General features: G+C 44.7%; 24 protein-coding genes. 8 read left to right on the top strand and 16 right to left on the bottom strand.

Annotated features, from left to right (window positions below):
• Positions 1-121 precede the first annotated feature (121 nt).
• From NV381_RS15740 to NV381_RS15720, 5 genes are all read left to right on the top strand, one after another.
• Positions 122-1,276 (top strand): mandelate racemase/muconate lactonizing enzyme family protein, encoded by a 1,155-nt coding sequence (locus NV381_RS15740; protein ID WP_258214235.1) that lies wholly within the window; start codon positions 122-124, stop codon positions 1,274-1,276.
• Between the two features lie 24 nt (positions 1,277-1,300).
• Positions 1,301-2,233 (top strand): dihydrodipicolinate synthase family protein, encoded by a 933-nt coding sequence (locus tag NV381_RS15735; protein ID WP_258214234.1) that lies wholly within the window; start codon positions 1,301-1,303, stop codon positions 2,231-2,233.
• 174 nt (positions 2,234-2,407) lie between these two features.
• On the top strand, positions 2,408-3,124 hold the full coding sequence (locus NV381_RS15730) for a FadR/GntR family transcriptional regulator (protein ID WP_258214233.1): 717 nt from the start codon (positions 2,408-2,410) through the stop codon (positions 3,122-3,124).
• Between the two features lie 194 nt (positions 3,125-3,318).
• Positions 3,319-4,578, top strand: coding sequence for an MFS transporter (locus tag NV381_RS15725; protein ID WP_258214232.1), 1,260 nt, complete (start codon positions 3,319-3,321; stop codon positions 4,576-4,578).
• A gap of 30 nt (positions 4,579-4,608) precedes the next feature.
• Complete coding sequence (locus NV381_RS15720) at positions 4,609-5,388, top strand: ABC transporter ATP-binding protein (protein ID WP_258214231.1); 780 nt, start codon at positions 4,609-4,611, stop codon at positions 5,386-5,388.
• An 82-nt stretch (positions 5,389-5,470) separates the two neighbouring features.
• Here the strand turns inward: NV381_RS15720 and NV381_RS15715 are convergent, their stop codons facing one another.
• Together NV381_RS15715 and NV381_RS15710 are read right to left on the bottom strand one after the other, a co-directional pair.
• The gene (locus NV381_RS15715) at positions 5,471-5,926 is read right to left on the bottom strand and encodes an NUDIX hydrolase (RefSeq protein WP_308861913.1); all 456 of its coding nucleotides are present in this window, start codon (positions 5,924-5,926) and stop codon (positions 5,471-5,473) included.
• An 82-nt stretch (positions 5,927-6,008) separates the two neighbouring features.
• Positions 6,009-6,836: a sugar phosphate isomerase/epimerase family protein gene (locus tag NV381_RS15710; protein WP_258214230.1), complete on the bottom strand. Its 828-nt coding sequence runs from the start codon at positions 6,834-6,836 to the stop codon at positions 6,009-6,011.
• Positions 6,837-7,122: 286 nt separating this feature from the next.
• Here NV381_RS15710 and NV381_RS15705 point away from each other — a divergent pair, with 286 nt between their 5' ends.
• Positions 7,123-7,683: a GNAT family N-acetyltransferase gene (locus NV381_RS15705; RefSeq protein WP_258214229.1), complete on the top strand. Its 561-nt coding sequence runs from the start codon at positions 7,123-7,125 to the stop codon at positions 7,681-7,683.
• A gap of 266 nt (positions 7,684-7,949) precedes the next feature.
• Here the strand turns inward: NV381_RS15705 and xylA are convergent, their stop codons facing one another.
• The gene (gene xylA, locus NV381_RS15700; RefSeq protein WP_258214228.1) at positions 7,950-9,266 is read right to left on the bottom strand and encodes a xylose isomerase; all 1,317 of its coding nucleotides are present in this window, start codon (positions 9,264-9,266) and stop codon (positions 7,950-7,952) included.
• A gap of 239 nt (positions 9,267-9,505) precedes the next feature.
• Here xylA and NV381_RS15695 point away from each other — a divergent pair, with 239 nt between their 5' ends.
• On the top strand, positions 9,506-10,678 hold the full coding sequence (locus tag NV381_RS15695) for an ROK family transcriptional regulator (protein WP_258214227.1): 1,173 nt from the start codon (positions 9,506-9,508) through the stop codon (positions 10,676-10,678).
• Between the two features lie 448 nt (positions 10,679-11,126).
• Here NV381_RS15695 and NV381_RS15690 read toward each other — a convergent pair whose 3' ends face one another.
• From NV381_RS15690 to NV381_RS15635, 12 genes are all read right to left on the bottom strand, one after another.
• Positions 11,127-11,600 (bottom strand): disulfide oxidoreductase, encoded by a 474-nt coding sequence (locus tag NV381_RS15690; protein ID WP_258214226.1) that lies wholly within the window; start codon positions 11,598-11,600, stop codon positions 11,127-11,129.
• A gap of 5 nt (positions 11,601-11,605) precedes the next feature.
• The gene (locus tag NV381_RS15685; protein WP_258214225.1) at positions 11,606-12,313 is read right to left on the bottom strand and encodes a DsbA family protein; all 708 of its coding nucleotides are present in this window, start codon (positions 12,311-12,313) and stop codon (positions 11,606-11,608) included.
• Positions 12,314-12,358: 45 nt separating this feature from the next.
• Positions 12,359-13,186 carry a M56 family metallopeptidase gene (locus NV381_RS15680; protein WP_258214224.1) on the bottom strand — a complete coding sequence of 276 codons (828 nt, stop codon included), beginning with the start codon at positions 13,184-13,186 and terminating at the stop codon, positions 12,359-12,361.
• A gap of 24 nt (positions 13,187-13,210) precedes the next feature.
• Positions 13,211-13,624, bottom strand: a complete 414-nt coding sequence (locus NV381_RS15675) for a BlaI/MecI/CopY family transcriptional regulator (protein ID WP_258214223.1) — start codon at positions 13,622-13,624, stop codon at positions 13,211-13,213.
• Positions 13,625-13,859: 235 nt separating this feature from the next.
• Positions 13,860-14,456, bottom strand: a complete 597-nt coding sequence (locus NV381_RS15670; protein WP_258214222.1) for a xanthine phosphoribosyltransferase — start codon at positions 14,454-14,456, stop codon at positions 13,860-13,862.
• 28 nt (positions 14,457-14,484) lie between these two features.
• A complete protein-coding gene (locus NV381_RS15665; protein ID WP_258214221.1) occupies positions 14,485-15,786 on the bottom strand; it encodes an amidohydrolase in 1,302 nt (433 codons plus the stop codon).
• Between the two features lie 118 nt (positions 15,787-15,904).
• Entirely contained in the window at positions 15,905-16,678 is a 774-nt protein-coding gene (locus NV381_RS15660) for an IclR family transcriptional regulator (RefSeq protein ID WP_258214220.1), read from the bottom strand.
• 98 nt (positions 16,679-16,776) lie between these two features.
• On the bottom strand, positions 16,777-17,598 hold the full coding sequence (locus NV381_RS15655; RefSeq protein ID WP_258214219.1) for a carbohydrate ABC transporter permease: 822 nt from the start codon (positions 17,596-17,598) through the stop codon (positions 16,777-16,779).
• Positions 17,599-17,695: 97 nt separating this feature from the next.
• On the bottom strand, positions 17,696-18,970 hold the full coding sequence (locus NV381_RS15650; protein ID WP_258214218.1) for an ABC transporter substrate-binding protein: 1,275 nt from the start codon (positions 18,968-18,970) through the stop codon (positions 17,696-17,698).
• Between the two features lie 24 nt (positions 18,971-18,994).
• Positions 18,995-19,927: a carbohydrate ABC transporter permease gene (locus tag NV381_RS15645; protein ID WP_258214217.1), complete on the bottom strand. Its 933-nt coding sequence runs from the start codon at positions 19,925-19,927 to the stop codon at positions 18,995-18,997.
• Between the two features lie 15 nt (positions 19,928-19,942).
• On the bottom strand, positions 19,943-20,869 hold the full coding sequence (locus tag NV381_RS15640; protein WP_258214216.1) for a nucleoside hydrolase: 927 nt from the start codon (positions 20,867-20,869) through the stop codon (positions 19,943-19,945).
• A 279-nt stretch (positions 20,870-21,148) separates the two neighbouring features.
• A complete protein-coding gene (locus NV381_RS15635; protein WP_258214215.1) occupies positions 21,149-23,542 on the bottom strand; it encodes a cadherin-like beta sandwich domain-containing protein in 2,394 nt (797 codons plus the stop codon).
• A 487-nt stretch (positions 23,543-24,029) separates the two neighbouring features.
• Between NV381_RS15635 and NV381_RS15630 the strand changes: the two genes are divergently transcribed.
• Complete coding sequence (locus NV381_RS15630; RefSeq protein WP_258214214.1) at positions 24,030-24,227, top strand: hypothetical protein; 198 nt, start codon at positions 24,030-24,032, stop codon at positions 24,225-24,227.
• 337 nt (positions 24,228-24,564) lie between these two features.
• On the opposite strand, the gene NV381_RS15625 is transcribed toward NV381_RS15630, so the two are convergent.
• Positions 24,565-25,008, bottom strand: coding sequence for a GreA/GreB family elongation factor (locus NV381_RS15625; RefSeq protein WP_258214213.1), 444 nt, complete (start codon positions 25,006-25,008; stop codon positions 24,565-24,567).
• Positions 25,009-25,130 lie beyond the last annotated feature (122 nt).

The raw sequence follows: 25,130 nt of genomic DNA, 5'->3' as shown, positions 1-25,130 counted from the left end.
AAATGCCGTATTCAATATAATGAATTATATATTAATATTGAAATATATATTATCATATTATACAATCTACTTGCATATTACGAAATACATATTCAAATTTACTTGGAAAAGTGGTGAGTCAATGAATATTAAAAGCGTCGAGGTGTTTCCGTTAAAGGTTAAGAACGGTCCCGTCTACTTAGGAAGCAGCCCCGCAGGAATGTCCAGTGAGAGCGATTACTATATTCGTCCCGAGTATCGCTCCATCTACTCCCGCAATCTGGAAACACTGCTCGTGAAGATAACTACGGAAAGCGGAATTTACGGCTGGGGTGAAGCACTCGCTCCCGTAGGTCCGGAAATTACCGGAGCCATTATCGAACGGCTGTTCACTTCGCTGCTAATTGGAAGGGATGCCAGGGATATCGACGTCATTTGGAGCTGCTTGTATGATTCTATGCGGGAACGCGGCTACTTCACAGGCTTTATGGTAGATGCTATTACCGCAGTCGATGTCGCGTTGTGGGATCTATTAGGCAAGTCCGTTGGGCTTCCGATCTACCAGCTGTTGGGCGGTGCATACCGTCGGAAGATTCCTGCCTATGTATCCGGTATTCCCAAAACTACAAGAGAAGAACGAATCGAGCTGGCGCTGGAATGGAAAGCGAAGGGCTTCACTGCAATCAAGCTGCATCTTGGATTCGGGGTGCATGAGGATGCCGAGATCGCCGCTTATATGCGTGAAGCGCTAGGTCCCCGCTTCCGCCTTATGATCGACGCTCATTGGCAGTATTCGGTCTCCGAAGCGATCCAGCTCGGCCGAAAGCTGGAAAAGCTCGATATCGACTTTTTGGAAGCGCCTACTGCACCGGAGGATGTTGAAGGCACTGCGGAAGTTTCGCGTGCGCTTGATATGGCTGTTGCCATAGGTGAAGCCAAACGCACCCGCTACCAGTTTAAAGATCGCCTGCTGAAACGGGCAGCGGATATTTATCAGCCGGATATCGGACGTACCGGCATTACCGAAGCGAAGAAGATCGCCAATATGGCGGAAGCCTTCAACATCCCTATCGCCCCCCATCTTAGTGTCGGTCAAGGCATCTGCATTGCCGCAACGCTGCATCTTAGCGCTGCCATTCCTAACCTGTATATATTGGAATATCAACCAACCGTCATGAGTACAGCCAACTCGCTCCTGATCCATCCCATTGTCTGCGAACAGGGGCATTATATGCTCCCGGAAGGCCCGGGTCTCGGAGTGGACATTGATGAAAAACAATTAAGAGCACTTATATAATTCTGCTGATGGAGGAGATTTATAATGACCAAGCAAGTGGCCTTAGAGGGCGTTTATCCGATCTTAGCTACACCATTTACAGAGCAAGGGGACGTGGATGAAAACAGTCTACGCGAGCTTGTCCGCTTCCAGCTTCATGCCAAGGTGGATGGAATCGCCTTATTTGGGATGGCTAGTGAAATGTATACCCTTCTGGACGATGAAAAGGCGAGAATCGCTGAGATCGTAGTCGACGAAGTGAAAGGACAGGTGCCGCTCGTGTTCGGCAGCGGCCATACAGGGCTAGAAGTCGCGGTTCAGCTAAGCAAACGCGCGGAGAAGTCAGGGGCGGATGCGCTTATGGTGCTCCCGCCTTATATGGCTAAGCCGGATGGCAAGCGGCTGTACGATTATTTTGCCGCGGTGGCCAAGGCCGTCACCATCCCGATCATGATTCAGGACGCCCCTCTCGCGAGCGGTGTCAATATGCCGGCGGCTATGCTCGCACGGCTGTCCAAGGAATTCGAAAACATCGCCTACGTTAAGGTAGAAGCTCCGCCGACAACCTTCAAAGTAACTGAAGTGCTGGAGCAATCGGAGGGTCGCTTAACCGTATTCGGCGGAATGAACGCTATGTACTTTTATGAGGAGCTGGGTCGTGGAGCTGTAGGAACGATGCCGGCTTGCGAATTCCCTGAGGTGTGCGTGAGCATCTACCAAGCCTTCAAAGCCGGCGATTTGGATACGGCACGCAGAACCTTTTATCAATATCTTCCTTTCCTGAGAATAGGTACGCTTCCGGGCTCTGCCATGGCTGTACACAAGGAAATATTGAAAGCGGGCGGCGTTATCGAATCAGCCTATGTCCGTAATCCGAACGCACCTATCGACGAACGGACCCGTCAGGAAGCATTGGATACACTCAAGGACCTTAACCTGCTGGCGCTGCGTTGGAATGAGCTTAAAGCTGCAAGATAGAACAAATGCAGGCAGCCTCTGGCAGTCCAGCTAAACAACCTATACTTTCCTTCTCCTAACCTCTGCGGAAGCATTTATTATGCTGCTGCAGAGGTTCTTTACAAATAAAAAAAAATCTGGATTTCCGTGTATTTATTATGTTATAGTAATGCCTAATATACAGGAGATGATCAGATGAATGCTAAGGTTTCATTTCAAAATGTAAGCCGGCGAAAGCTTGTTGATGAAGTCGTGATGCAATTGCAAAAGAAAATATCGAGCGGCGACATCCCTCCGGGCCAAAAAATACCAACGGAGCCGGAGCTTATGGAGCAATTCGGAGTCGGACGTTCAACTGTACGTGAAGCGGTTCGGGTATTGGTGCACGCAGGTCTGCTGGAGAAGAAGCAGGGCTTCGGCACTTATTTGAGTACCAATCTGACTATTCAAGAGCCCTTGGATCACCGTCTGCGCCGCGCCGAAATTTTGGAGGTTTATGAGGTCAGACGTATGCTGGAGCTGGAAATCGCCAAGCTGGCCGCCGAGCGCCGGGACGACGACGATCTTGCCCAAATGCGACAGTTTTTGGATCAGCGTGCTCAAGCGCTAAAGATCGGCCCCAATAATGATTATTTGAATGCGGATATTTCATTCCACATTGCCGTGGCTGCAGCCAGTAAAAATTCGATTGTTATCGATCTTTATCGAACCTTCTCTACCGTACTCCGCGAAGCTCTCGATAAACTCGTTCAGGTAAGCACTGTGCACGATTCCCACGATCTGCACCATGAAAATTTGTATGACGCCATTAAAAAGAAGGATGCAGCAGCAGCGGTTCATTGGACCCTTCAAAATTTGGAGGAGACTGTAAGCAGCATGAAAAAATCTTTAAACGCTGCCGATGATAACTGACCCTAAGGAGCAGCTGTGATCGAATGTCATTCCCAAGGGCTTGAACTGTTTAAGCAACAATCTACGCAGACGATCAGCCTCTTTAGAATAGAGGTATCTTTATCCGTGGCCTTGCATAATTTCAAACATCAGATGATAGGATGTTCCAAGAAGTTTTTACACAAATTTATATATACATTTTATGAGGTGATCGCATGAGTATTTCAGCAAGCAGCAGTAACAGTAATAGCATCAGCAGTCCGCAAACGACCGTTTTTTCCATCATCTTTGCAATCAGTCTAGTTCATCTATTGAATGACTCGATCCAGTCTATAGTTCCCGCGATGTTCCCGATTTTACATGATGCCTTGAAGCTTTCGTATGCGCAGATCGGTTGGATTGCTTTTACCCTTAATATTACGGCCTCCTTCCTGCAGCCATTGATCGGATTATATACCGACGCCCGGCCCAAGCCTTACATTCTCCCGATCGGGGTTGGCTTTTCGCTGGTTGGAGTTGTCCTCCTTGCTTTTGCCTCATCGTTTCCACAGATTCTTATAGCGGTAGTGTTATTAGGAATAGGCTCGTCCGTTCTTCATCCGGAGGCATCGCGAGTTGCGTATTTAGCAGCTGGCCCTAGAAGAGGCTTGGCTCAATCGATTTTTCAGGTGGGTGGGAATATCGGGCAGGCGCTCGCGCCTATATTTACAGCTCTTATCTTCGTACCGTTAGGCCAGTTTGGAATCATTTGGTTCACTGTTGCCGCAGGAGTCGCTATTGTGGTTCAAATCTATGTAGCCAAGTGGTACAAAAATCATTTGTCACAGCGCACTAAAGCCACACAAACGGCAAGACGCTCCACATCCCAGCTGTCAAAAAGTACTTTGCTGCTCGCGTTATTCGTTCTCATTATGCTCTTATTTTCCAAATTCTTTTATTTGTCGGCTATGACCGGTTTTTACTCCTTCTTTTTAATCCAGAATTTTAACATGCCTGTCGACCGTGCCCAACTCATTATTTTCGCTTTGCTTGCCGCAGGTGTTGTAGGAACCTTTTTTGGGGGCCCTCTTGCCGATAGGTTCGGAAGAAGAAATATGATTTGGTTCTCAATACTCGGCGCTGCGCCGTTCTCCATGCTGCTGCCTTTTGCTAACTTGTTCTGGTCGGTTGTTTTGTGCGTGTTGATTGGTCTTATTATTTTATCCAGCTCTTCAGTAATTGTCGTGTACGCTCAGGAGCTGCTCCCAGGTAAGGTTGGGACGGTTTCGGGATTATTTTTTGGCTTATCCTTTGGTCTTGGCGGTGTCGGCTCGGCCGCGATGGGCACGCTTGCGGATGCCACGAGCATCACGTTCGTTATTCAGCTGTGCGCCTTTTTACCGCTGCTTGGTCTGCTGGCTGCATTCCTTCCCTCAGATTCCAAGCTGAAGCTAGCACCAATACCAGCTCAAGGCGCAGAAACTTCTGCTCGTTAAAATTCGCTATAATTCAGGAGGCGGAGCATCATGGAAAAGGTTATTGAAATGAACAATGTATCATGGAAAAGAGAGCATAAAACTCTGCTTCACCAAGTCAATTGGCATGTCAATAAAGGGGAGCATTGGGCTATTCTTGGTCTGAACGGATCGGGAAAAACCACCCTGCTTAATATGATCAACGGCTACATCTGGCCTACCAATGGGGAAGTCAGCGTGCTGGGGCATCTGTTCGGCACCTTCGATTTGCGCGAGCTGCGCAAGTCCATCGGCTGGGTCAGCACCTCCCTTCAGGAGAAGCTGTACGGCAGTGACCGGACGCAAACGGTGGTGCTCAGCGGCAAATTCGCGACCATTGGCCTCTATGATGTGGCAACCTCTGAGGACCACGAACGTGCGCTGCAATTGATGAATCAACTGGGCTGCAGCCACTTGGTTGACCGCACCTATCAAACCTGCTCGCAGGGAGAAAAGCAAAAGCTGCTCATCGCTCGCGCGCTTATGGCTTCGCCGCAGCTGCTCATTTTGGATGAGCCCTGCAATGGCCTTGATTTTCTTTCCAAGGAGATGCTCCTTGCCAGTATTGATGAATTAGCTGCGCAGCCTGATGCGCCGAATATTTTATATGTAACGCATCATACAGAGGAAATATTGCCGATTTTCTCCCATACACTGCTCATTCGGCGTGGCGAAGCGTTCAGAAGCGGAAAGACGGAGGAGATTCTGGAGAGCTCCTGCTTGTCGGATTTCTTTGAGACGCAGGTTGATGTACAGTGGCGTAACGAGAGGGCATGGCTGTCTGTGCACTAGTTAGTAGGTATTATTTTAGATAAACAACCGACCCGCCAGCAAATTATTGTGGCGGGTTGTTCTATTGTCGAGATACGGTTTGCTATCGATGTATCTTTGTTAGTAGGTCTTGTACTATAGGGATAACAGGCGGGCTGATATTGTCTGGAATTGCTTCCAAATCAAAAAAACGGGCTCTCCTGCTCTCCTCATTAACTGTTAAATTTCCTTTATAATTAGATGACCTATAAACGATATCAACGTTGTATACCTCATCACCATGCGGATATTTATAATAAAGCTCTTCACCCGAGAAGACATTGTATAATTCTAATTCAATTACTTCTAAGCCGGTTTCTTCAAATACTTCCCGCCGAGCTGCATCTTCTACTTTTTCACCAAGCTCTATTGCTCCGCCAGGAAAACACCAGCAATCGTTGTCAGATCTAAGGAGCATTAATACCTGCCCCTCTGCATTAAAAATCATAACAGATGCCCCACATAACATAATGGGTCTCTGTCCAACGTACTTTCTCATTTCTTTTATATAGTTTTTCATTGCGATTCTCCCAAATAAGAACGATTTAAAAAATTATATTATTAAAGATAACAGAATGCTTTCACAGCCCATTGTTCAGCATCTAACCTACAATACTTTTAATATGGTTAATAGCTTGCTCCGCGAAGGAATCAAGCTGACTGGTATGCTCCTGCCGCTGCTGCGCAACTGCATAAGGGTTGGATGCCGGCGGCATAAATTCCATAGTAAGCGCCCCCGAGTAGCCGATTTCGCGTAAGGTTGCAAGGATTGCTTGGAAATTCATACTGCCTACGCCTGGTGCTTCCCTGGTATTCTCCGCAAGATGAACGTGGACTAATTCAGGGGCAATAGCGCGAAGCGTCCCACAAATATCCCGTTCCTCTAGGTTCATATGGAACACATCAGCCATAAGCTTGACGTTGGATGATCCCGTTTGCTTGATAAGCTCCAAGCCGGCCTCCAATCGGTTTATCAAATGGGTCTCATAACGGTTCAATGCCTCTAATGCAAGCCATATCCCCTTGCTCTCGGCGTATAGGCCGCATTCCTTGAGACTCCGTACTGCCGCCTTCCATGCTTCCTCTGCCTCTCCATCCGGAGACAATAATCCAACTGGAGATGGAACGACAATTACACAGCTTGCCCCCACCCGAGCTGCTAAATCCACACAATCCTGTACATATTGGACCGCTTGATTACGTACTTCTTCATGCATCGAGGACAAATTTCTTTCTGCGGTATAAATCCCGCATATCGAGGTGCACTCAAGTCCATAATCCTGTAACAAAGCCGGGACATTAGGATCGGAGAAAAGCTCAGGATCGCCTGTCAGCTCGATGCCGTCGTAACCGTATTTTTTTAACCTTTCCAAAGTGCGGCTTAGAGCTTCTTTGCCAAAAATCCATTGTGTTGCGCTTATTTTATACATAAAATCTTCCTTTCGTCAGTCAGGATTCGCTAGATTGTTTTCAGCACTATTTGGGAATGGAATCGCTTGCATAATCTGCAAAATCTATTGAAGCATCCGTTGGTCTAATCGGGGCCGAAGAAGGGAAAACTAATCTACGCCCACTATATCTCAAAGTTGAATAAGGAGCAATAGCCCCAGGGGCTCTCCTCTAGCTTTAATGGTATAATAGCAATAATCTATGCTTACCTGACAATTAGAGAATCAGAGCTATTTTCAACAAATGACGAAATTACCCGGAGGAACTATGACTATACGACCCGCACAGCTAACGGATGCTTCAGCAACCGTACGATTATTGTTTAATGCTATTAAGGACATCGGTTATCAGTTAACCGGAGGGGTGACCGAACAAGAGGTAATAGAGCGGTTGACGAGCTTTTATGAGCAAAAGGGAAACCGGTTCAGCTATACCAACTATCTTATAAAAGAAATGAACGAACAGGCTGCCGGCATGATCCTGTGTTATCACGGCTCGCAAGCCGAAACGATTGATAAGCCCATAATAGACCAGCTGCGCCGCATGAAGAACGAGCCGAACCTGACTATTGATAAGGAAGCGGACGAGGATGAATATTACATTGATGCTCTTGCCGTATCACCGGAATGGGGAGGCCGCGGATTCGGTACAGAGCTAATCACAGCAGCTGAACAGCATGCTCGCCAGCTCGGTTATAAGAAGATTGCCCTTAACGTGGAGCAATACAACGAACGGGCTGTTTCTTTGTACAAAAAGCTGGGCTATGCTACCGATAAAGAAACGCAGATTAACAAGAAAACCTACTATCATATGATAAAAAGCGTTTGAAGCTATCTATGGACAATGGAGTCGCATGCTCCAGCATACATACAAATAAAGAAGCTCCCCGAGGTCAAATGACTAAAGGGCAGCTTCTTTCTTTGCTGTGCTTACTTGCTATCTTAATTGCTATTTTACATACCGTCTTGCTTACTGTCTTAATCTCTATCTTACATACCGTCTTACATAATATCCTACTTACTATCCACTTGCTGTCTTACATTACAAATCTCAGCTGCACCATTTGTGCAGTCCTTATTTTAACAAGCTACTTCTTAAGCGTTGATGATGTATTGGTTAACGATAGATCTGATTAGCTCAATACGACCGGACTTGGATTCAATGGATTTGTTTTGCAGCGCATAAGCTTCCAAAGTGTGGAAGTTAGCTTTGCCTGCAACGATATCCGCACCAATACCTGTTTTGAATGAAGCATAACGGTCTTCAAGAATATTTTCGAAAACGCGATCCTCAATCAGCTTAGCAGCTACTTGCAGCCCTCTCGCGAATGAATCCATCCCTGCAATATGAGAATGAATCAAATCGACAGGCTCAAAGGATGAACGGCGTACTTTGGCGTCAAAGTTGACACCCCCGCGGCCGATTCCGCCCTCGTTCAACAAGATTTCGTACATAGCAAGTGTTGTCGAATACAGGTCCGTCGGGAATTCATCTGTGTCCCATCCCAGCAGCACATCACCTTGGTTAGCATCAATGGAACCAAGCACTCCGTTAATACGGGAAACACGCAGCTCATGCTCAAACGTATGACCGGCTAATGTCGCATGGTTAGCTTCGATATTAAGCTTGAAGTACGGCAGCAAATCGTATTTTTGCAAGAATGACAGCGCAGTTGCCGCATCGAAATCATACTGGTGCTTGGAAGGCTCCTTCGGCTTCGGTTCGATCAGGAATTGAGCATCAAAGCCGATTTTTTTGGCATAATCTACAGCCATGTGCAGGAATCTCGCCAAGTTATCGAGCTCTAGACCAAGATCTGTGTTCAGCAAGGATTCGTAGCCTTCGCGGCCGCCCCAGAACACATAGTTCTCAGAACCAAGACGTTTGCCGTGCTCCAACGCTTTCTTCACTTGAGCCGCTGCATAAGCGTATACATCTGCATTACTTGTAGTTGCCGCGCCATGAACAAAACGAGGATTGGTGAACATGTTTGCCGTGTTCCACAGCAGTTTTTTACCAGTTGCTTTCATTTGCTGCTCAATTAGTCCAACAATTACATCCAAGTTCTCGTTTGTTTCTTGCAGCGTGTTGCCCTCGGGAGCAATGTCACGGTCATGGAAGCAGAAATAATCGACGTCAAGAATATTTAACAGCTCGAAGCAAGCGTCTACTCTCGCCTTTGCCAGATCCATACCGCTGTATTGATCCCAGCTGCGTACATATGTACCTGCACCAAACGGATCGGAACCATTAGCCGAGAAGGAGTGCCAGTAAGCTACGCCAAAACGCAGATGCTCACGCATCGTTTTGCCAAGAATGACTTGATCAGGATTGTAAAATTTAAATGCCAACGGATTGCTCGATTGCTTGCCTTCGTACTGAATTTTCGATTGCTGATTAAAATAACTCATATTAGTCCCTCCAATAAGAAGTAGTGAATTTTTCATAATCTTACGTTTGTGTTCTTATCATATCACCGAATATAAAGTTTGTAAATTGATTAAACTAACTTAGTTTGATGAACATTATTTGTTTTCGTGCTACAATCGAGGAGTCTGATAGATGAACGGAATCACTATCCAATTGACTTTTACCTACTAGGCTGGAAAACCAAGAAAATTCTTATGCAGCTAATTATTTGGAGGACATAATGAAACAAACAGGCGATTTGAATCTCGTAAAAAAAATAAATAAATCAATCGTGCTCGAACATATAAAAGATAATGCCCCTGTATCGAGGGCCAAAATAGCTGAATTAACCGGACTAACCAAAGCCACCGTGTCGACGCTGGTTAACGAGCTGATCGAGAGCCAGATGGTATATGAAATCGGGACCGGGGCATCTAGCGGAGGCCGCAAACCGATGATGCTGTTATTTAATCAAGCGGCTGGCTATGCGGTAGGCGTCGATCTTGGAGTCGGCCAGATATCGGCTGTGCTCACCGATCTGAAAGGCGAGATCATCGAGGAATACAAAACAGCTCACGCTAACGAATCCATCGATTCAGTTATAGGCACGCTGATTTCATGCATCCACGAAACGATTCGACGCGCTCCGGATAGCCCCTACGGTGTTGTAGGCATCGGAATCGGCATTCCGGGCATTAGCGATGACGAGGGCAATGTGCTATTCGCCCCGAATCTGGGCTGGCAAGATGTCCCGCTCCAGCAGCGGATTGAGCAGGAATTCGGAATTCCAGTGGTCATTGACAATGAAGCTAATGCCGGGGCTGTCGGAGAAAAGCAATTCGGGTCCGGAAAAAATGTTTCTCACCTGATCTATGTGAGCATCAGCAGTGGGATCGGAACGGGTGTCATCATCAAGGAGGAGCTGTACCGAGGAGTTTCCGGCTTCTCCGGAGAGATGGGACATCTATCGATCGAGTTAAATGGACGAGCATGCCGTTGCGGCAATGTCGGCTGCTGGGAGTTATATGCATCAGAGCAAGCATTGATAGATGATGCTCGAAAGCAATTGAATGATCCATCCATTAATTTGGAAGCATTAGCACAACGTGCAGGTAATGGGGATCAAAAGGCTATAGAGCGCTTTGAGCAAACAGGACGATATTTGGGGATTGGATTGGTTAATGTAATTAATTGCTTTAATCCGGAGCTGATCATTATTGGCGGCAGTATCGTTAGCGCCAAGGAGTGGCTGCTACCTCCGATTCTAAGCATAATGAAAAAGCGTTCCCTACCGTTTCCGCGAGCCCAGCTAAGCATTGCATTCTCTGAGCTGGAGGGCCGTTCGACCCTACTTGGAGCAGCTTCGTTCGCTATTTCCCGTTTCTTCGCATCCACCAAGGTTATTCTTGAATAATAGTGAAGGAGCTTGTCTCACGTCACAGCGGTTCTTTAACGGGTCCCACGGAATGCCAACTTGTTTAATCCCAGCTGCTCTATCCATGGTTCGAGTAGATAGCGGAAATCATCCTTCCGCTATTTTCAAAATAAGCCTAAATACGGTTAAATAGCGGAAGCATTCATTCCGTTATCTTACCATTTTTAGTGTGCGAAGCCCTATTTTCCCAAATAACGGAATTGCAGCTTCCGCTATCTTCTCGGATTTAACCCAGTGGACAAAATAGAGGAACTTTGAGTTCCGCTAGATAAAGCAAGATACATATACTTGCTGCTCGACGCAAAAAGCCGTGAATATGATTCACGGCTACAATTGCATTCAAGGTTTAATCTCCACTGTAGTTTAACTTATCCGATATACTCTAATGATGATGCTATACCCTTTTATTCCGTTGAACTTCCAGCACCTACTCCTGAACCTGCACATACTCTTCGTCCTGCTTTTCCTCTTCTTCTTCCTTAAGAGAACGCTTCTGCAACCACAAGAAGCTAGCCATCAGAATGAATGCGATCAGAGCCAGAAAAGGGATCGTAATAAATCCGAGCCAATCGATGTAATCCTCATTGCACGGCACCCCTACTGTGCATGGCAGCAGCTTAGCCAAGGCGGGAATTTTTTGCTCCGCATAGTGGTAGAGCGAAATGCATCCTCCAATAAGGCTCAGCGGAAACAAATACGACGCCATTCTGCGATCATTCTTGAAGCACGCCATCCCCAGCAATATAGCCTGTGGATACATGCATATGCGCTGAAGCCAGCAAAGCTTGCATGGCTCATAGCCCAAAATTTCACTAAAGTACAAGCTACCCAGCGTAGCTACAAGCGACACTACCCAGGCCAGGTAAAGAGCATATTGCTTAGCGGCTTGAATAATCCTCATCCTGGCTATTCACCCTTTACTGCTTTATCAATCGCTGCTTTAATGGCGTTGTAATCCATAGAATTATCGAACTTCTTGCCATTAATAAACAGGGTCGGTGTGCTGTTCACTTGATTTTTACGGGCAAACGCATTGTGTGCATCGACCTCATTTTGGTACTTTTTCGAAGTAATATCCAGCATGAGCTTGTCATAATCAATCGGCAGGTTTTCTTTCTTCGCCAAGTCTACCAGAAATTGAGGAGTCGCCCACTGAACCTTCTCATCACCTTGGTTTTTATACAGAGCATCGTAAAACTTCCAGTAAGCATCATTATTTTGATGAAAAACAGACTGGCCAGCAAGCGCCGCGGTATTCGAATCAGGTCCGATAATGGTAAAATTCATAAAATGAAATGAGGCTAAGCCCTTATCCACATAGTCTTTCTTAATCTGTGGCTCGAACTGCTGGCTGAAATATTGGCAGGAAGGACATTTGTAGTCCCCTAGCTCCACAATTTTTACAGGAGCATTCGCTTGCCCCAGGCTCGGCATGGTGTCATAAGCGATCTCGACCGGTGCTGCTTTCGGTTGAAAGATAATAACAGCTGCAATAATCGCAACGATAAAAATACCCGTAATCCAAATAAGTCTTCTTGTCGTTCTTTGCTGCTTCTGCGCTTCCAGCTTGCGTTGTTCTTTATAGCTTGCCTTATTGGTATTGTTTTTTTTCAACGGATTCTCTTCCTTTACTATGTGTATAGTTTAATATTCTACTTACTAACGCATGAGGATCATAAACATAACGCTCAACAGCGCAACCACCTGAATCGAAATCATAAGAGGTGCCATTGGCCATTTTAGCTCAAGCTTTCTTTCAGGCTCCAGAATCTGCTGAATTCGATAGTTAATCGAAGCATCTGTGATGGAAACATGCGATACCGGCATCCGCGCGGGAATGCCTCCCCTCAACAGCTTCAGCAAGGCGCTTCCGAGCTCTGCCGAGGTTCCCATACGATGTATGGCGTACTGATCTGCCAGCACTTCCCTCACAATGTTGTAGTTACGCTGAAACCATTTTAAAATCGGAATATACCACAATGCCGTGGCAAAAAGAGACAGCATGAATGTTTTCAAAGGATCTGAAGATCTGGCATGAAACGATTCGTGGTAAAGGACAGCCCTTAGCTCATTCTTGCTTAACAGCTTCAGCAGACCCGTTGAAAGAACAATACGCCGTTTAAAAAAGCCTGTTGCCAACGCGATAGGCGTCGAGCTGTTTATGACCGAAATCTCCTCTTTGCCTGTTCCGTACTTTCGATTCATTTCGCGGGAGAGCAGCTGGTTGCGGCATACGGCGATCTTACTTGCAAACCTAATGGACAGATAAGCTTGTCGGATGATCGTAAAAACAAATAAGAAAAAGGTTTGATACACGATGGCTTGAAGCGCATAACCGGCAAAATTCAGCCCATATGCCTGCAGTAGAGTATGGCAAAGCTCAATGATGTTGTAACCCATCCTCCAGTCCATAATAACATGAACCATATACAAGCCCATTTGCAGTAACAGCACACACGAAAACAACGAACATGTGATAAAAATCAACCTCGACCGGTTCTCCCACATAGATTAGGTTTCCTTCTTGAGTTCCTTGATTTTTTGCTCCAGCTTATCCATGAGCATAGGATCCGCCACTTCCAGCGCGTCCAACATATGATTCACCACTAGAGAGCCAAACTCCTCCATAAGCTCATGTGTCAGTTCTTTGGATTGTGCCTCCAGAAATTCAGGCTTGGACAGAACCGGACGGTATAAAAAGGACCTGCCCGCTGCACGCTTTTGCAAAACACGCTTCTCCACCAGCCTGTTCATAACAGTCATTACGGTGTTAAAGTTGACGACTTTCTCCTCTTCAAGCTTATGCTGTACGTCTTTAATGACCATTTCCTCGCCGTCCCAGAGGATGTCCATTATCTTCGCTTCCAGGGTTCCGAAAAAACGGTTTAATCCACTCTCGTTGTACTTAAAATTATGTATTTTCATTCGGCCACACCTCACACTACAAATTGTAGTGATGACAACTTTAAAAGTCAAGCTTTACCGTCGCTAATTGTCCTGCATTTCTTCGAATTCGTGAACTCACGGACAGGTGTGCATCATAATAGAGCCCCCTGTTCCTCGGAGTGATGCGAAGTTAAGCAACACACAAAGGAGCCGTACCAATGTGCATTGGCCGACTCCTTATGTGCAATTCCTTATTGGTTCTCTGCAGGCCGTATTACCGTGATGAGACCGGTATATTCTGCTCAGCAAATTCTATCCGTTCTATAGAAAGAGATGCAATTCGGGCTAGAGATTCCACACGGTAACCCGCTTCTTGAAGCTTGCGGTAACCATCCTGAAATGACTTTTCTATTACGATCCCCATACCTACTACCTCTGCACCGGCTGCTTCAACGATACGAGCCATGCCGAAGGCAGCTTCTCCATGTGCAAGAAAGTCGTCAATAATCAACACTTTCTCTCCTGGCGACAAAAACTTCCGCGATACTGTAACATCGCTTGTCTGCTGTTTCGTAAAGGAGTAAACCGTTTCGACATACAGGTTGTCCGTCAGCGTCAACGACTTTTGCTTACGGGCGAACAGCAGCGGTGCTTTCAAATACAAAGCGGTCATGAGCGCCGGGGCGATGCCTGAAGATTCTAAGGTGAGCACCTTATCAATAGCTTGGTTCTCGAACCTTCTAGCAAATTCCTGTCCAATGCTCATCATTAGCATAGGGTCAACCTGATGATTCAGGAACGAATCTACCTTCAATACCTCTTCGTTAAGCACAATACCTTCATTAATTATTTTATCCTGCAGTTCTTTCATACATGTTCCTCCAGCAATATGCGAAAATCTAAATCCCTGCTTTAATCACCATGTTATCCATCTTAATAGCACTTTCGTACAGAATCCGCTCTTCATCCAAGGTGAGCATCTCTCTATTGATCATAACGGCCTTACCGTCAATGATTACATCCTCGACATCCTTACTCGTTACCGATTGAATTAATGTGTTCACTAAATTACGGGTTGGAGAAAGATGGGGTTGATCGATATCAACCAGAATCAGATCGGCTTTCTTGCCTGCTTCAACCGTTCCGATTTCATTCTCCAGGGACAGTGCTTTAGCCCCTCCAGCGGTGATCATCCTCATTAATTCAGTTGCTGGAATAACCAAGGGATCGAATACAGGAAGTCCATAAAAAGCGACTATTCCCGCACGAAACACTCTGATTTCATCAAATAAACTAAGATTAGAGCCTGCCGAGCCATCGCTTCCGATACCAATGGTCATTCCCATCTGCATCATCCGTGGAGTTTTTGGAAATCCATGAGAACCGAAGTTGGCCCGCGGGCAATGAATGATCTTAACATTCCGTTCATTCAACAAATCCAATTCGCCCTCTGAGTATGCGACATTATGGGCAGTGACCAGATTCGGACCCAGCGCACCCAGCGAATCCAGATATTCAGCCGGCCTCAGTCGATATTTCTCTAAGCAATATCTTACCTCATCACGATGCTCAGCCAAATGCGCATGAAGCCCTGTGTTGTACTCCCTTGCTTTTTCAGCAGCCGCACGGATGTATTCCGGCGAGCAGCTCATCACTTGTCTTAGACCGAACCAAATATGGATCCGATCATCACCCGCTCCATGATACTCTTGGAATAACCGCTCCGTGCTTGCAATAATTTCTTCTTTGGGCTGCCTCATTGAAAGGGGGAGGAATTCGCCGATATCCATGGACGAGCGCGTAATGGTTGCTCTCATTCCCGACTCTACGGCGGCCTTAGCCACCTGATGCATATGAACTCCGCCCGCATCGTTAAACGTCGTCGTCCCTGATTTGATCATCTCAAGGCAGCTTAGCTGAGCGCTGACATAGACGTCTTGCTCATCAAGATTGCTTTCAAAAGGAACCAGGATCCGCGACCAAATCATCGGCAGCTCTTCCATCGTTCTTCCTTTTAACAGCTGCTGGCATGTATGCGTATGGGCATCCACCAATCCCGGCATACATAGCTTTCCTTTTCCCACGATAATGCGATCCGGTTCATATTTCATTCGAAGCTCCGAATAAGTGTCTATCTCTATGATTCTATTGCCCTGAATGACGATAGATTGATTCTGCGCGATTTCAAAACTCGGTAACAAAAGACTGCAATCTTTTATTAAAATATCACATTTCATCATGTCATCTTTCCATTTCTGTTGTAATTAGCAGCCCAGTTCTGTTATAAAGGACTGCGTTCTTCCATATATCCTCAAAAAATTATTTAGTACCAAGTCGCTGCGAAATCATCGCTGCTGTGTATTTGCACTGCAACAAAATGCTTTCCGATTGCTCGAACATTCTAAACTCAGGTCCGGTCACGCTCAATGAGGCTATAATGTCTCCGTCATAATTGGTAATAGGAGCCGCTATCCCCATCGACCCTTGCGTATATTCGCCTACAGTTATACAGTGACCTTCGCCCCTGATAGTTCTAAGCTGCTCTCTAAGCTTCTCGGGATCGGTAATGGTCTTTTCAGTCATCTTCTGCAAACCGTCCTGAATAATTTTCTCGATTTTGTCCTCAGGTAAATAAGCCATCAGCATTTTAGATGTAGCTCCCGCATAAAGCGGCACCCGGCGACCGAGTGGTGATGTCGATTTTATGCTATGGGTACTTTCCACCTTCTCCAAGCAGATGCCTTCGAGTCCATCAGGAACAAGCAGCATGACAGTCTCGTTCACATTTTGGGACAGCTCATCCATAAGCGGCTTGGCAATTTTGCGTAAATCCATTTGGTTGCTTACAACCATGCCTAATTCAAAGATTTTAATACCCAGCGTATATTTCTTGGTAGTCGAGTTCTGTGTTACGTAGCCTCGGCCTTCCAGCGTGCTTAACATTCGGTGTACAACACTTTTATATAAATCCAGACGATGGCTGAGCTCTGTTACTCCCCACTCCGGTGTCTCCAAAGTAAAACATTCCAGAAGCTGCAGCAATCGATCAACGGTTTCCAACTTTTTCGTTTTTTTAATAACCACTTCACTCATAAGGACATCTTCCTTTTTTCCAATTTAAGCTATTAATTCTATGGAAAATGTTTGAACACCTTTTTTCTTGATTACGAAAGGATGCTCGCGGGTTACGATTATTTGACTCCGCCTTCGGTCAGACCTCGGACAATATACTTTTGGAAAAACAGAACCAGAATCAATACAGGCAAGCTCGCCACAACACCCGCTGGAAACATGATTTCGTAGGCAATCCGGTCTTCCCCGATGAATTCAGCCATTCTTACAGAAAGTGTTTTGACATCCGTGTTAGTCATAGCGCTTGCGAACAAAAATTCATTCCATGCTCCGATAAAAACAAAAATACCGGTTGTGACCAGCCCGCCTAAGGAAAGGGGCAGCACAATTTTTCTAATTACCTGTATTCTGGAACAGCCGTCAAGCTTGGCAGCCTCCTCAATCTCATACGGAATGGAATATATAAAAGCTCGGAACATCCAAACCACATACGGAAGGGAGAAGCTGATATAGGTAATGATGAGCCCTTGATACGTATACAACAATCCCGAAATTCTAAGGATCATAAACAACGGAATTAACAGTGCCATGTGAGGCAGCATTTGAGAGGCGAGCACCGTCATAAGAAATGCATTTCTTCTCGGAAACTTGAATCTGGCAAAAGCATAGGCACCCAGTGTTCCAATAGCTAATGAAATGACCGTAGTAAACACAGCCACAATAAAACTGTTAAGCAATGCTTTATTGAAAGAAGGATCCGTCATCAGCTTCAAATAGTATTTAAACGTCACTTCCCCGGGCCATACCTTGGGAGGATTGCTGAATAACTCCAGTGGTAATTTGACGCTCGATAAAATCAACCATAGCAATGGAAAAAGAATAAACAGCATCAACAGTAAGGAGACTAAGACTTGAATCACCTTGACCAGGCTCTTATTCACACTAAATGCACCTCCTCCTCATGAAATTTCAATGCTCGGCTATCGGAGGAATCCCCCAAGCAGCACTGTCACTCAGGGGCCTTCCAATCCTGTTCTGTTATTTACTCAAAATTTGTAGGATCTTCTGCTCTGCATCCTTCAAGGCTTGCTCGGCAGTCACTTTACCCAACACGGCTGCAAGCAAATGCTGAGACAGTTCATCGGTAATTAAAGTAGCCTTTTCATGTCTAAACAAACCGAACGGATATTTGACCTGCTCTGGAATAATGCTGAAATGCGGGTACTTGCTCTGTACTTCTTTATCCGTTAGCGCTTCGCTGTCCGTCGGAATTTTTCCGGTTGCTAATGCCATTTTCTTTTGCTGATCCATGCTGGATACGAATTTAATATATTCCCAAGCTAATTCCTTCTTCTTGGAGGAAGCTGGGATCGCAAGGCCTCCGGATTCACCGTAGGATGCCGTCTTCACTTTACCGCCAGGGATAAGAGCTACACCCACCTGATCGACAATCCGGGACTTCTCACGGTCATTGGATAGCGGATAGGTTTGCGGTGTATTCATGTTCATAGCTACCGCTCCTTGAGTGAATACTTCAGCCATCGGGCTAGAGCCGTTAAATTCTTTGGACATAGGACTCATGATCTTATGCTTTAAATTCATATCCACCATTAACTGTAAAGCAGCCAAGCCCTCTGGAGTGTTGAACGAAGGACGATCGGTTTGATAATTCCAGAACTCTCCTCCGTTGGCGCGCATATGAACGATAAATGACGAGTAAGAATATTTGGTTCCCCAGGATTCAGCATAGGCAGAAACTTTGTCTTTACCGATTTTTTTGGACATTTCGATCAGCTCGTCCCATGTTTTGGGAGCCTCGTTGTAGCCTGCATCTTGAAGCAGCTTTTTATTGTAATAAAATTGCCAAAGCCATACATAGCGTGGCACCGCATAGGTCTGTCCTTTATACGACATCGCCTCCAGGGATTGAGGATTCAGCCGTTTTTTCATATCATCGGTGATGTTTTTATCCAGGGAATCAATAATTCCTTTGGATGCAAATTCAGTTGCCCAATCATCGCGTACGTGAATTACATCATAATCGCTGCTTCCGCCTGTAAACGAAGTAACTACTTTATCATGCAGCTGCGTAAAAGGAACCGTTTCATATTTAACCTTAATTCCGGTCGCTTTTGTAAATTCTTCATTTTGAGCTTTCCAGAACGGCTCGTCCAAATATAGTACCGTAATTTCTTTGTTCTCCGATTTGGCTTGACCCGCTCCCGATTCCTTATTGCCAGCCGCTGCGCCGCAGCCTGCAAGCATTGAAATTGATAAAGCAGTGGCCGTGAAAGTCAGTAGTTTTTTTTGCATGTTTACTCCCCCAATATAATGTTATTAAGAATGTTCGTTTTTCCCGATCGTTTTAACATAAAGAAAGGTGAAAACAAACGTTACAATCGTTATGAAAAAAGCTAAAGCCGAACCATACCCCATGTTGGAATGCCTAAAAGCCTGCTCATACGCATACACGTTTAATACCATGGTAGAATTGAGCGGACCGCCTTGGGTCAGCACCCATATAATATCGAACACTCGCAAAGCCCACATCGTTTCAACTACGAATAATACCATCAGCACCGGTTGAAGAGACGGCAAGGAAATATGTATAAACCGCTGAAAGCTTCCTGCCCCATCAATCTGTCCAGCTTCGTAAAGATCCTTGGATATCGTCTGCAGACCGGCCAAGATCATCAATGCCGCAAAAGGGACAGCCTTCCATATGTCGGCAAAAATAATGGCCCCCATCGCCGTCGATTCCTCCGCCAGCCATGATTTATACTGATCGAGCAGTCCCAGTGACACAAACAGCTCGTTGATGATTCCATTATTGCCGTTATACATCCACTTCCACATAAGGCCGTTAACTACATTAGACAGCGCCCAGGGAATGAGAAATATTTTTTTGAAAAATTCCCCGCCCCATACTCCATGGTAAATAATCAAAGCAATGCCTGCGGCGAGAACCATGGTCCCTACGACTCTTACGACCATAAATATCAACGTTTGCGAGAGTACAGCCGGTATTTTCGGATCTTTTAACAGTTCCAAGTAATTATCCAGTCCAACGAAGGTGAAATGCGGGAGCCCCTGAACGAATTCCATTTTTGAAAAAGAAAGAAATAAAGCATAAACCATGGGAAATAAGATAGTCAGAATAAGCAAAATAAAGGTCGGAGACAAATAAAGTGCAGCTGTCGCTGAATCCGATAATCGTTCAATTCGTCCAGAGAGCCCAGAAGAAACGGTTTGGTTGTCATTATTTTTCATGTCATCCGGCTCCAATCAACATACCCTGTTAAGGAAATGTTCTACAAATTGAGTTGAATCCACTTCAAAGCAAACATGAGTATTCGGGCTTGTAGATGAGGTCGAGGTACGCAGTACATCTTCTATCGTCCTGCCAAGCGAATCCTCATCAAGATCAACGTCTATATACATCGGTACGGTCTTAACAATCTCCGGGTGGGTGACAACCCCTACAGCAAGCGGATCATGCAAAGCACATCCATCCAAGTATGGATAATTTTCCTTGTAAGCATTCATGTAGAATTGTGTAGCTTCAGCCAAAAGAAGGCTTAGCTCGGTTCCTTGAGACCGCCAATTATCCAATTCGGAGCTCTTAAGCAACGTCTTTCTGGTTACATCAAGTCCAACTAAAATAATGGGCAGCTCGGATTTAAAAACGATATTGGCGGCATGAGGATCAATGATAATGTTGGCTTCAGCAAATTTAGTAGCATTGCCTGGGGTAGCCACAGCCCCGCCCATACTCACGACTTGGCCGATCTTATGTATAATGTCCGGCTCTTTAATAAGAGCATGCGCCAGATTAGTGAGAGGCCCGGTTGTGATTAGAGTTAAATCCTTTTCGTATTGCCTGATTTGTTCAATGATAAAATCCACTGCATGCTGAGATTCAGCTCTACGTTCAGGAGGGGTTTTAACGGCTTCTCCTAAACCATCATGCCCATGAAATTTACCGCTGTATTGTCGAGTCCGTACAAGCGGTTTATCAGAGCCTTTAAAGACAGGTATCGCGCTTTGCAGATGCTCAAGTATTTTAAGCGTGTTCCTTGAGGACAAATCAACGGTCACCATACCGTAAGTCGTTGTAATGCCAAGAAGCTCGATTTCAGGAGAACCTACCGCATAGGCAATGGCCAGTGCGTCATCAATTCCAGTATCTACATCCAATATCACTTTTTTCATTAATAATCGATCCTTCTCCTAGAAAAATTTGATTTCCCTAATAGCCGTTTTCAACTCCTGATTAATCCCTACCGTTATAATCGTTCTTATTTGCGGAACGTCGTTCTTCAATATGTGCAAAAAAAAGGTTTTTTACTGCAATCAATTTTTTAATATTATATATCTTGCCTCGCGGCTTGGTCAATATGATTATTTTACATGCATAGAAAAGACCGCCATTTCCCTATAAGGTTAATCGACGGTCTTTCTGGCTATTTCTCAACTGGACGAGCCTACAGCTTACAGTATCGGTGATATCTCCAGCATTGCTTTGCGGACGTCCTCCGCGTTAAACACGCCGTCTCCTGTTATGTCTCTCTTAAAGGATAAAAACTGTATAAGCTGATGAATCTGGAATTTGTCTCCTGCCTTCATTCCTGTTAATTCTTGCAGCAGGTCCCTCAAGAGCTGTATCTCATACTCCACCGTAGCATTCGTTCCATAATTCAGCACGAGCTTCAAGCTGGGGTCCAATATCGTAAAATCATTAACAGCATTCCCTGTTGTTTTATTGACCACCTTCGCCGTTGCTCCAGATTGAAGCGAAAGCTGGCTAAGCAAGGTTCCCACTGTTGTCCCATTCGCGACTCCTATTATTTTGTTGCCGTACACAGCGCCAATACTGCCTTTCATGGTAAGAAGCACGGGCCTTAGTACATTTATTTTATATGTGCTCTGAGCACCATTCTGTGCGAGCACCGTCACATTAACATCCGTACTTGGCGAGTTTAAATAAACGCTTTCTGTTACAGAACCTGCAGCCGTAGTTGCAGCAGCGCTCATGCCTGGGTACGTTATGGAGATGCGGCTTAGCGTATCATATACCGCTGCATTAACGGTGATGCTGGTTGCCTTGCTGTCAACGGTCGTAGTATAGCTTGTTATATCTTTGGCGAAGCTCGGGCTTAAGCTGTAATCACCGCCTAGGGACAAACTGTTCAGTTGAGTATTACCGGATAGCGGATCTGTAACTCTCGTGATACTGAGGTTGTACATGCCTGATGCAATGCCATCCTCAGCCGTAACCCATACGGGTATATTATTGACCCCTGGAACCAGATTTACATGGGTTGTTACTGTGGAGAGCCCAGATACTCCCATTATAGTAACAGTAGCGCCCGGTGATTCTGCTGTGGCTGTAACAGCCGTGCTGTACACATTACTCGATACAGTGGAAGAATATAAATAGGTGGAACTTGAAAATGCAGGAGTAATCGCTGCTGCATCCGTGGATAATGCGCTCAGCTTGGCATTCCTGTATAGCAAAGATACCATACCTGGAACCGATACTCCCCCCTCAGTCATTGCGGAAACTCCAATGTATTTTGTACCAGCCGGTAATTCAGTATTATCAGGTATTTGAATTCCGTAAGAGTCTGCTTTGTAATGAAAGTAAGTGTTCTTATACGATTGCAGCACATGATTATCGCCATCCATGAAATATATGGCAAAAGCGTTGTCAAAAACATTTGAATTATAATTCCAGTTCAGATACCCGCTAATTTTATTCGGGTCGGGGTTAAAGTCATAGAAATCCACTTTGGTGGGAGCGGTTATTGCGGAATTTGTAATTAAAGGAAAATTCGTTCGGCTGGAAGTATCATCCGTTACCTGGATTGAATAGTAGTTAGAGATCTCTCCATGCCAGTCCAAGGTTGTGATATACAAATCCGGGGCCGATACTCCTACTTGATATTCATAGGGGAGCTCGAAGGAGTACCACGGTTCACCAGAAGCAAGAACAATTCCAATTTGCCGAAAAGCATTGCTGTAACGCTCATAAATTGCATAATGACTGATCCTTGATTCATTCCCTATTTTATTCCAAGTAATAGTGCCTTGAATATATCCGGGCTCCTTATTGGAATCTTGCTGCTGCACATTAAACATGAAGTCGCCAGGGCTATCTCTTAAAGTAATGTATACCGGTGTTTTCTTCTTATCTGCAGAGTCCATAGAACTTGTCTTATAAAAGCGCAACTGCTCAGCACCGGCAGGGATAGCTGTGTCTGGAACTTCATACCGATAACCCATAGCTCCATTTATTGTAGTCGTCTCCAATTTACTCTTCACTGCAAGCGGAGGTACATTCGTTATGATGTTGCCGCTATCATCGGCAAAATACACTTGATAAAAAGAAAAGCTGTCATCCTCCATGGAAGGAGAGCCCCATTGGAGAGTACCGGCTATTATCCCCGCAATGTAATTATTATCGTAAAAGTTAGCGTAATTAGGATTTTGGATAGAAATCAATTCAGCTGTATACGCCAAATCTCGATCCGTTACACTCAGATTTTTATAGTAATAATAATATTCATACGGCGAATCCTTCACTTTGGTTGTATCAACATGCAGCTCATACTGCCCTGAATCCAGATTGCTGAACACTTTGGTACCATCAGCGGTGCCATTTACAGGATAGATGGGTGCGTCCCAGCTCTCCCCGTTATAATGCATCAAATAAGCAGTATAAGTGGAAGTGGTATCATTGGGATCCAAATTCACCTTAACGGTTATTGAGTGCGATATGTACGCTGCTTGAGCAGCAAAAGGACTCGCCACTAATGCATGACAAACAAAGAGGAGCAAAACCATCCATAAAGCCATCATTTTCTTTTTATATAAAGCTTCCAAAAAAATCCTCCATCTGGCACCTTCTGTAGTATGCCTGGTCATTAAATACATCAATTATTTTAAGTACTAATAGTTAGGTTGTCTATACTATTTTCTTATCTTTACAGCTATATAATATATTTTTAGTGCTGTAGTCCGAATAGCTTCCAAGTTCTTCCCTCCGATATCCTAACTCTATTAAATATTAACTCTACTAATTATTGTATTTTTAAAATAAACGGTTGTCTATGTGTAATATCTCTCTTTCTGGCTTGGTTTTCATATAATGGGAATCCCTTGGTTGACACCGGCTCCCCTTGATGTTATGTTGAAAGTTGTAAAGGCATTCCGCGAATTACGTGGGGTGCCTTACTGTATTTACAAATACATTTTACATTTAATGTTAGTTATAGATGAGGAGGCAGATGCTTATACTAGTCTAATAAGAAGAAATGCGAGTATAGGTGATAGTTTCGAAAAAATAGAACATAAAGGATGATAATTCAATATGATACAAGTTAAGGAATTTGTAGATTCAGATACGTCTTTAGCCGAGAAAAAGGCTAATGTTTTTTTAGCAGAGCTTCAGGACGAGCAAGTTATAAATATTTGTTACGGCTCCATGACCAAACCAACAGCATCAGGTATGAATGCACAAAGGAGCACGATCTTAGTTACTTATAAGACAATCAGTAAACAAGGGTAATGGTAACGGAGAATGAAGTAAACAGAAGATACAGGATCTTTTTCAAATCACTTTCTATTGCAGGTTCTCTTCTAATTGTGATTTCTTCGATTTGCTATATAGTTTATATATTTTTGAAATAAATTCCTGTATGGAGGTCATCATGAAATTATTACTGATTTGTCAAATAGTCCTCTTAAAAAGTGGAATATTCAACAAACCGTAGTAACCTGCTTGCCGGAACCGGAACAATCGTCCTAAAATAAGCCTATAAAAACAAAACAAGCAGCCTTCGCCTTCATGGCGGAGGTTGCTTGTTTGTTTTCATTGAAAATATCTTTTTACGAAAAGATTAGCGCTATAGATACCCGCAATTGTTGTACATAATTTCCTCAAGCTTTACATCAATTTCCCCGGAAGAAATCTTAAGCTGATAAGTTTCATTAATTTTGGCCATCAACAGCTGCAAACCGATAGGAGATAAGAAAGATATCTTGTTGCTATTGGGCTCTGCCTGATGAGGAAAAACGATCGTATATGAATCTGTGAATCCGTCTTCCAAATAACTGATTTTCATTCGACTGCCTATTAGCACAGTAGAATTCAGGCTTTCTTCGTTAAATTCGCCAAGTATTTTTTCAAGTGTCGCGGAATAAACGGACAGCAACAGCTCGATCTTACTTCTTTCCTTAGCCGAATTAGGGAAATATTGATCCAGGAAATCTTTTTTCTGCTCATCAAAATAAACAAGCTGATTAATCAGCTGCGTCCGTGATCCCTGCAACAGAAGACTATGGCTCATAGTAGATTTCCCCCCCTATGCGAAGCTGCTCCATTGTGACGAAGAATGCAAGCTTTTTCATATATGCTCCTCCTTGTATAGAAATAAAGGCCTCCCAATGAGGGGGGCCATATAGGTATCTT

The organism is Paenibacillus radicis (ex Xue et al. 2023) (assembly GCF_024722015.1).
In the GTDB taxonomy this organism is placed as follows: domain Bacteria; phylum Bacillota; class Bacilli; order Paenibacillales; family NBRC-103111; genus Paenibacillus_S.
This window is presented reverse-complemented; position numbering and strand designations above follow the sequence as displayed.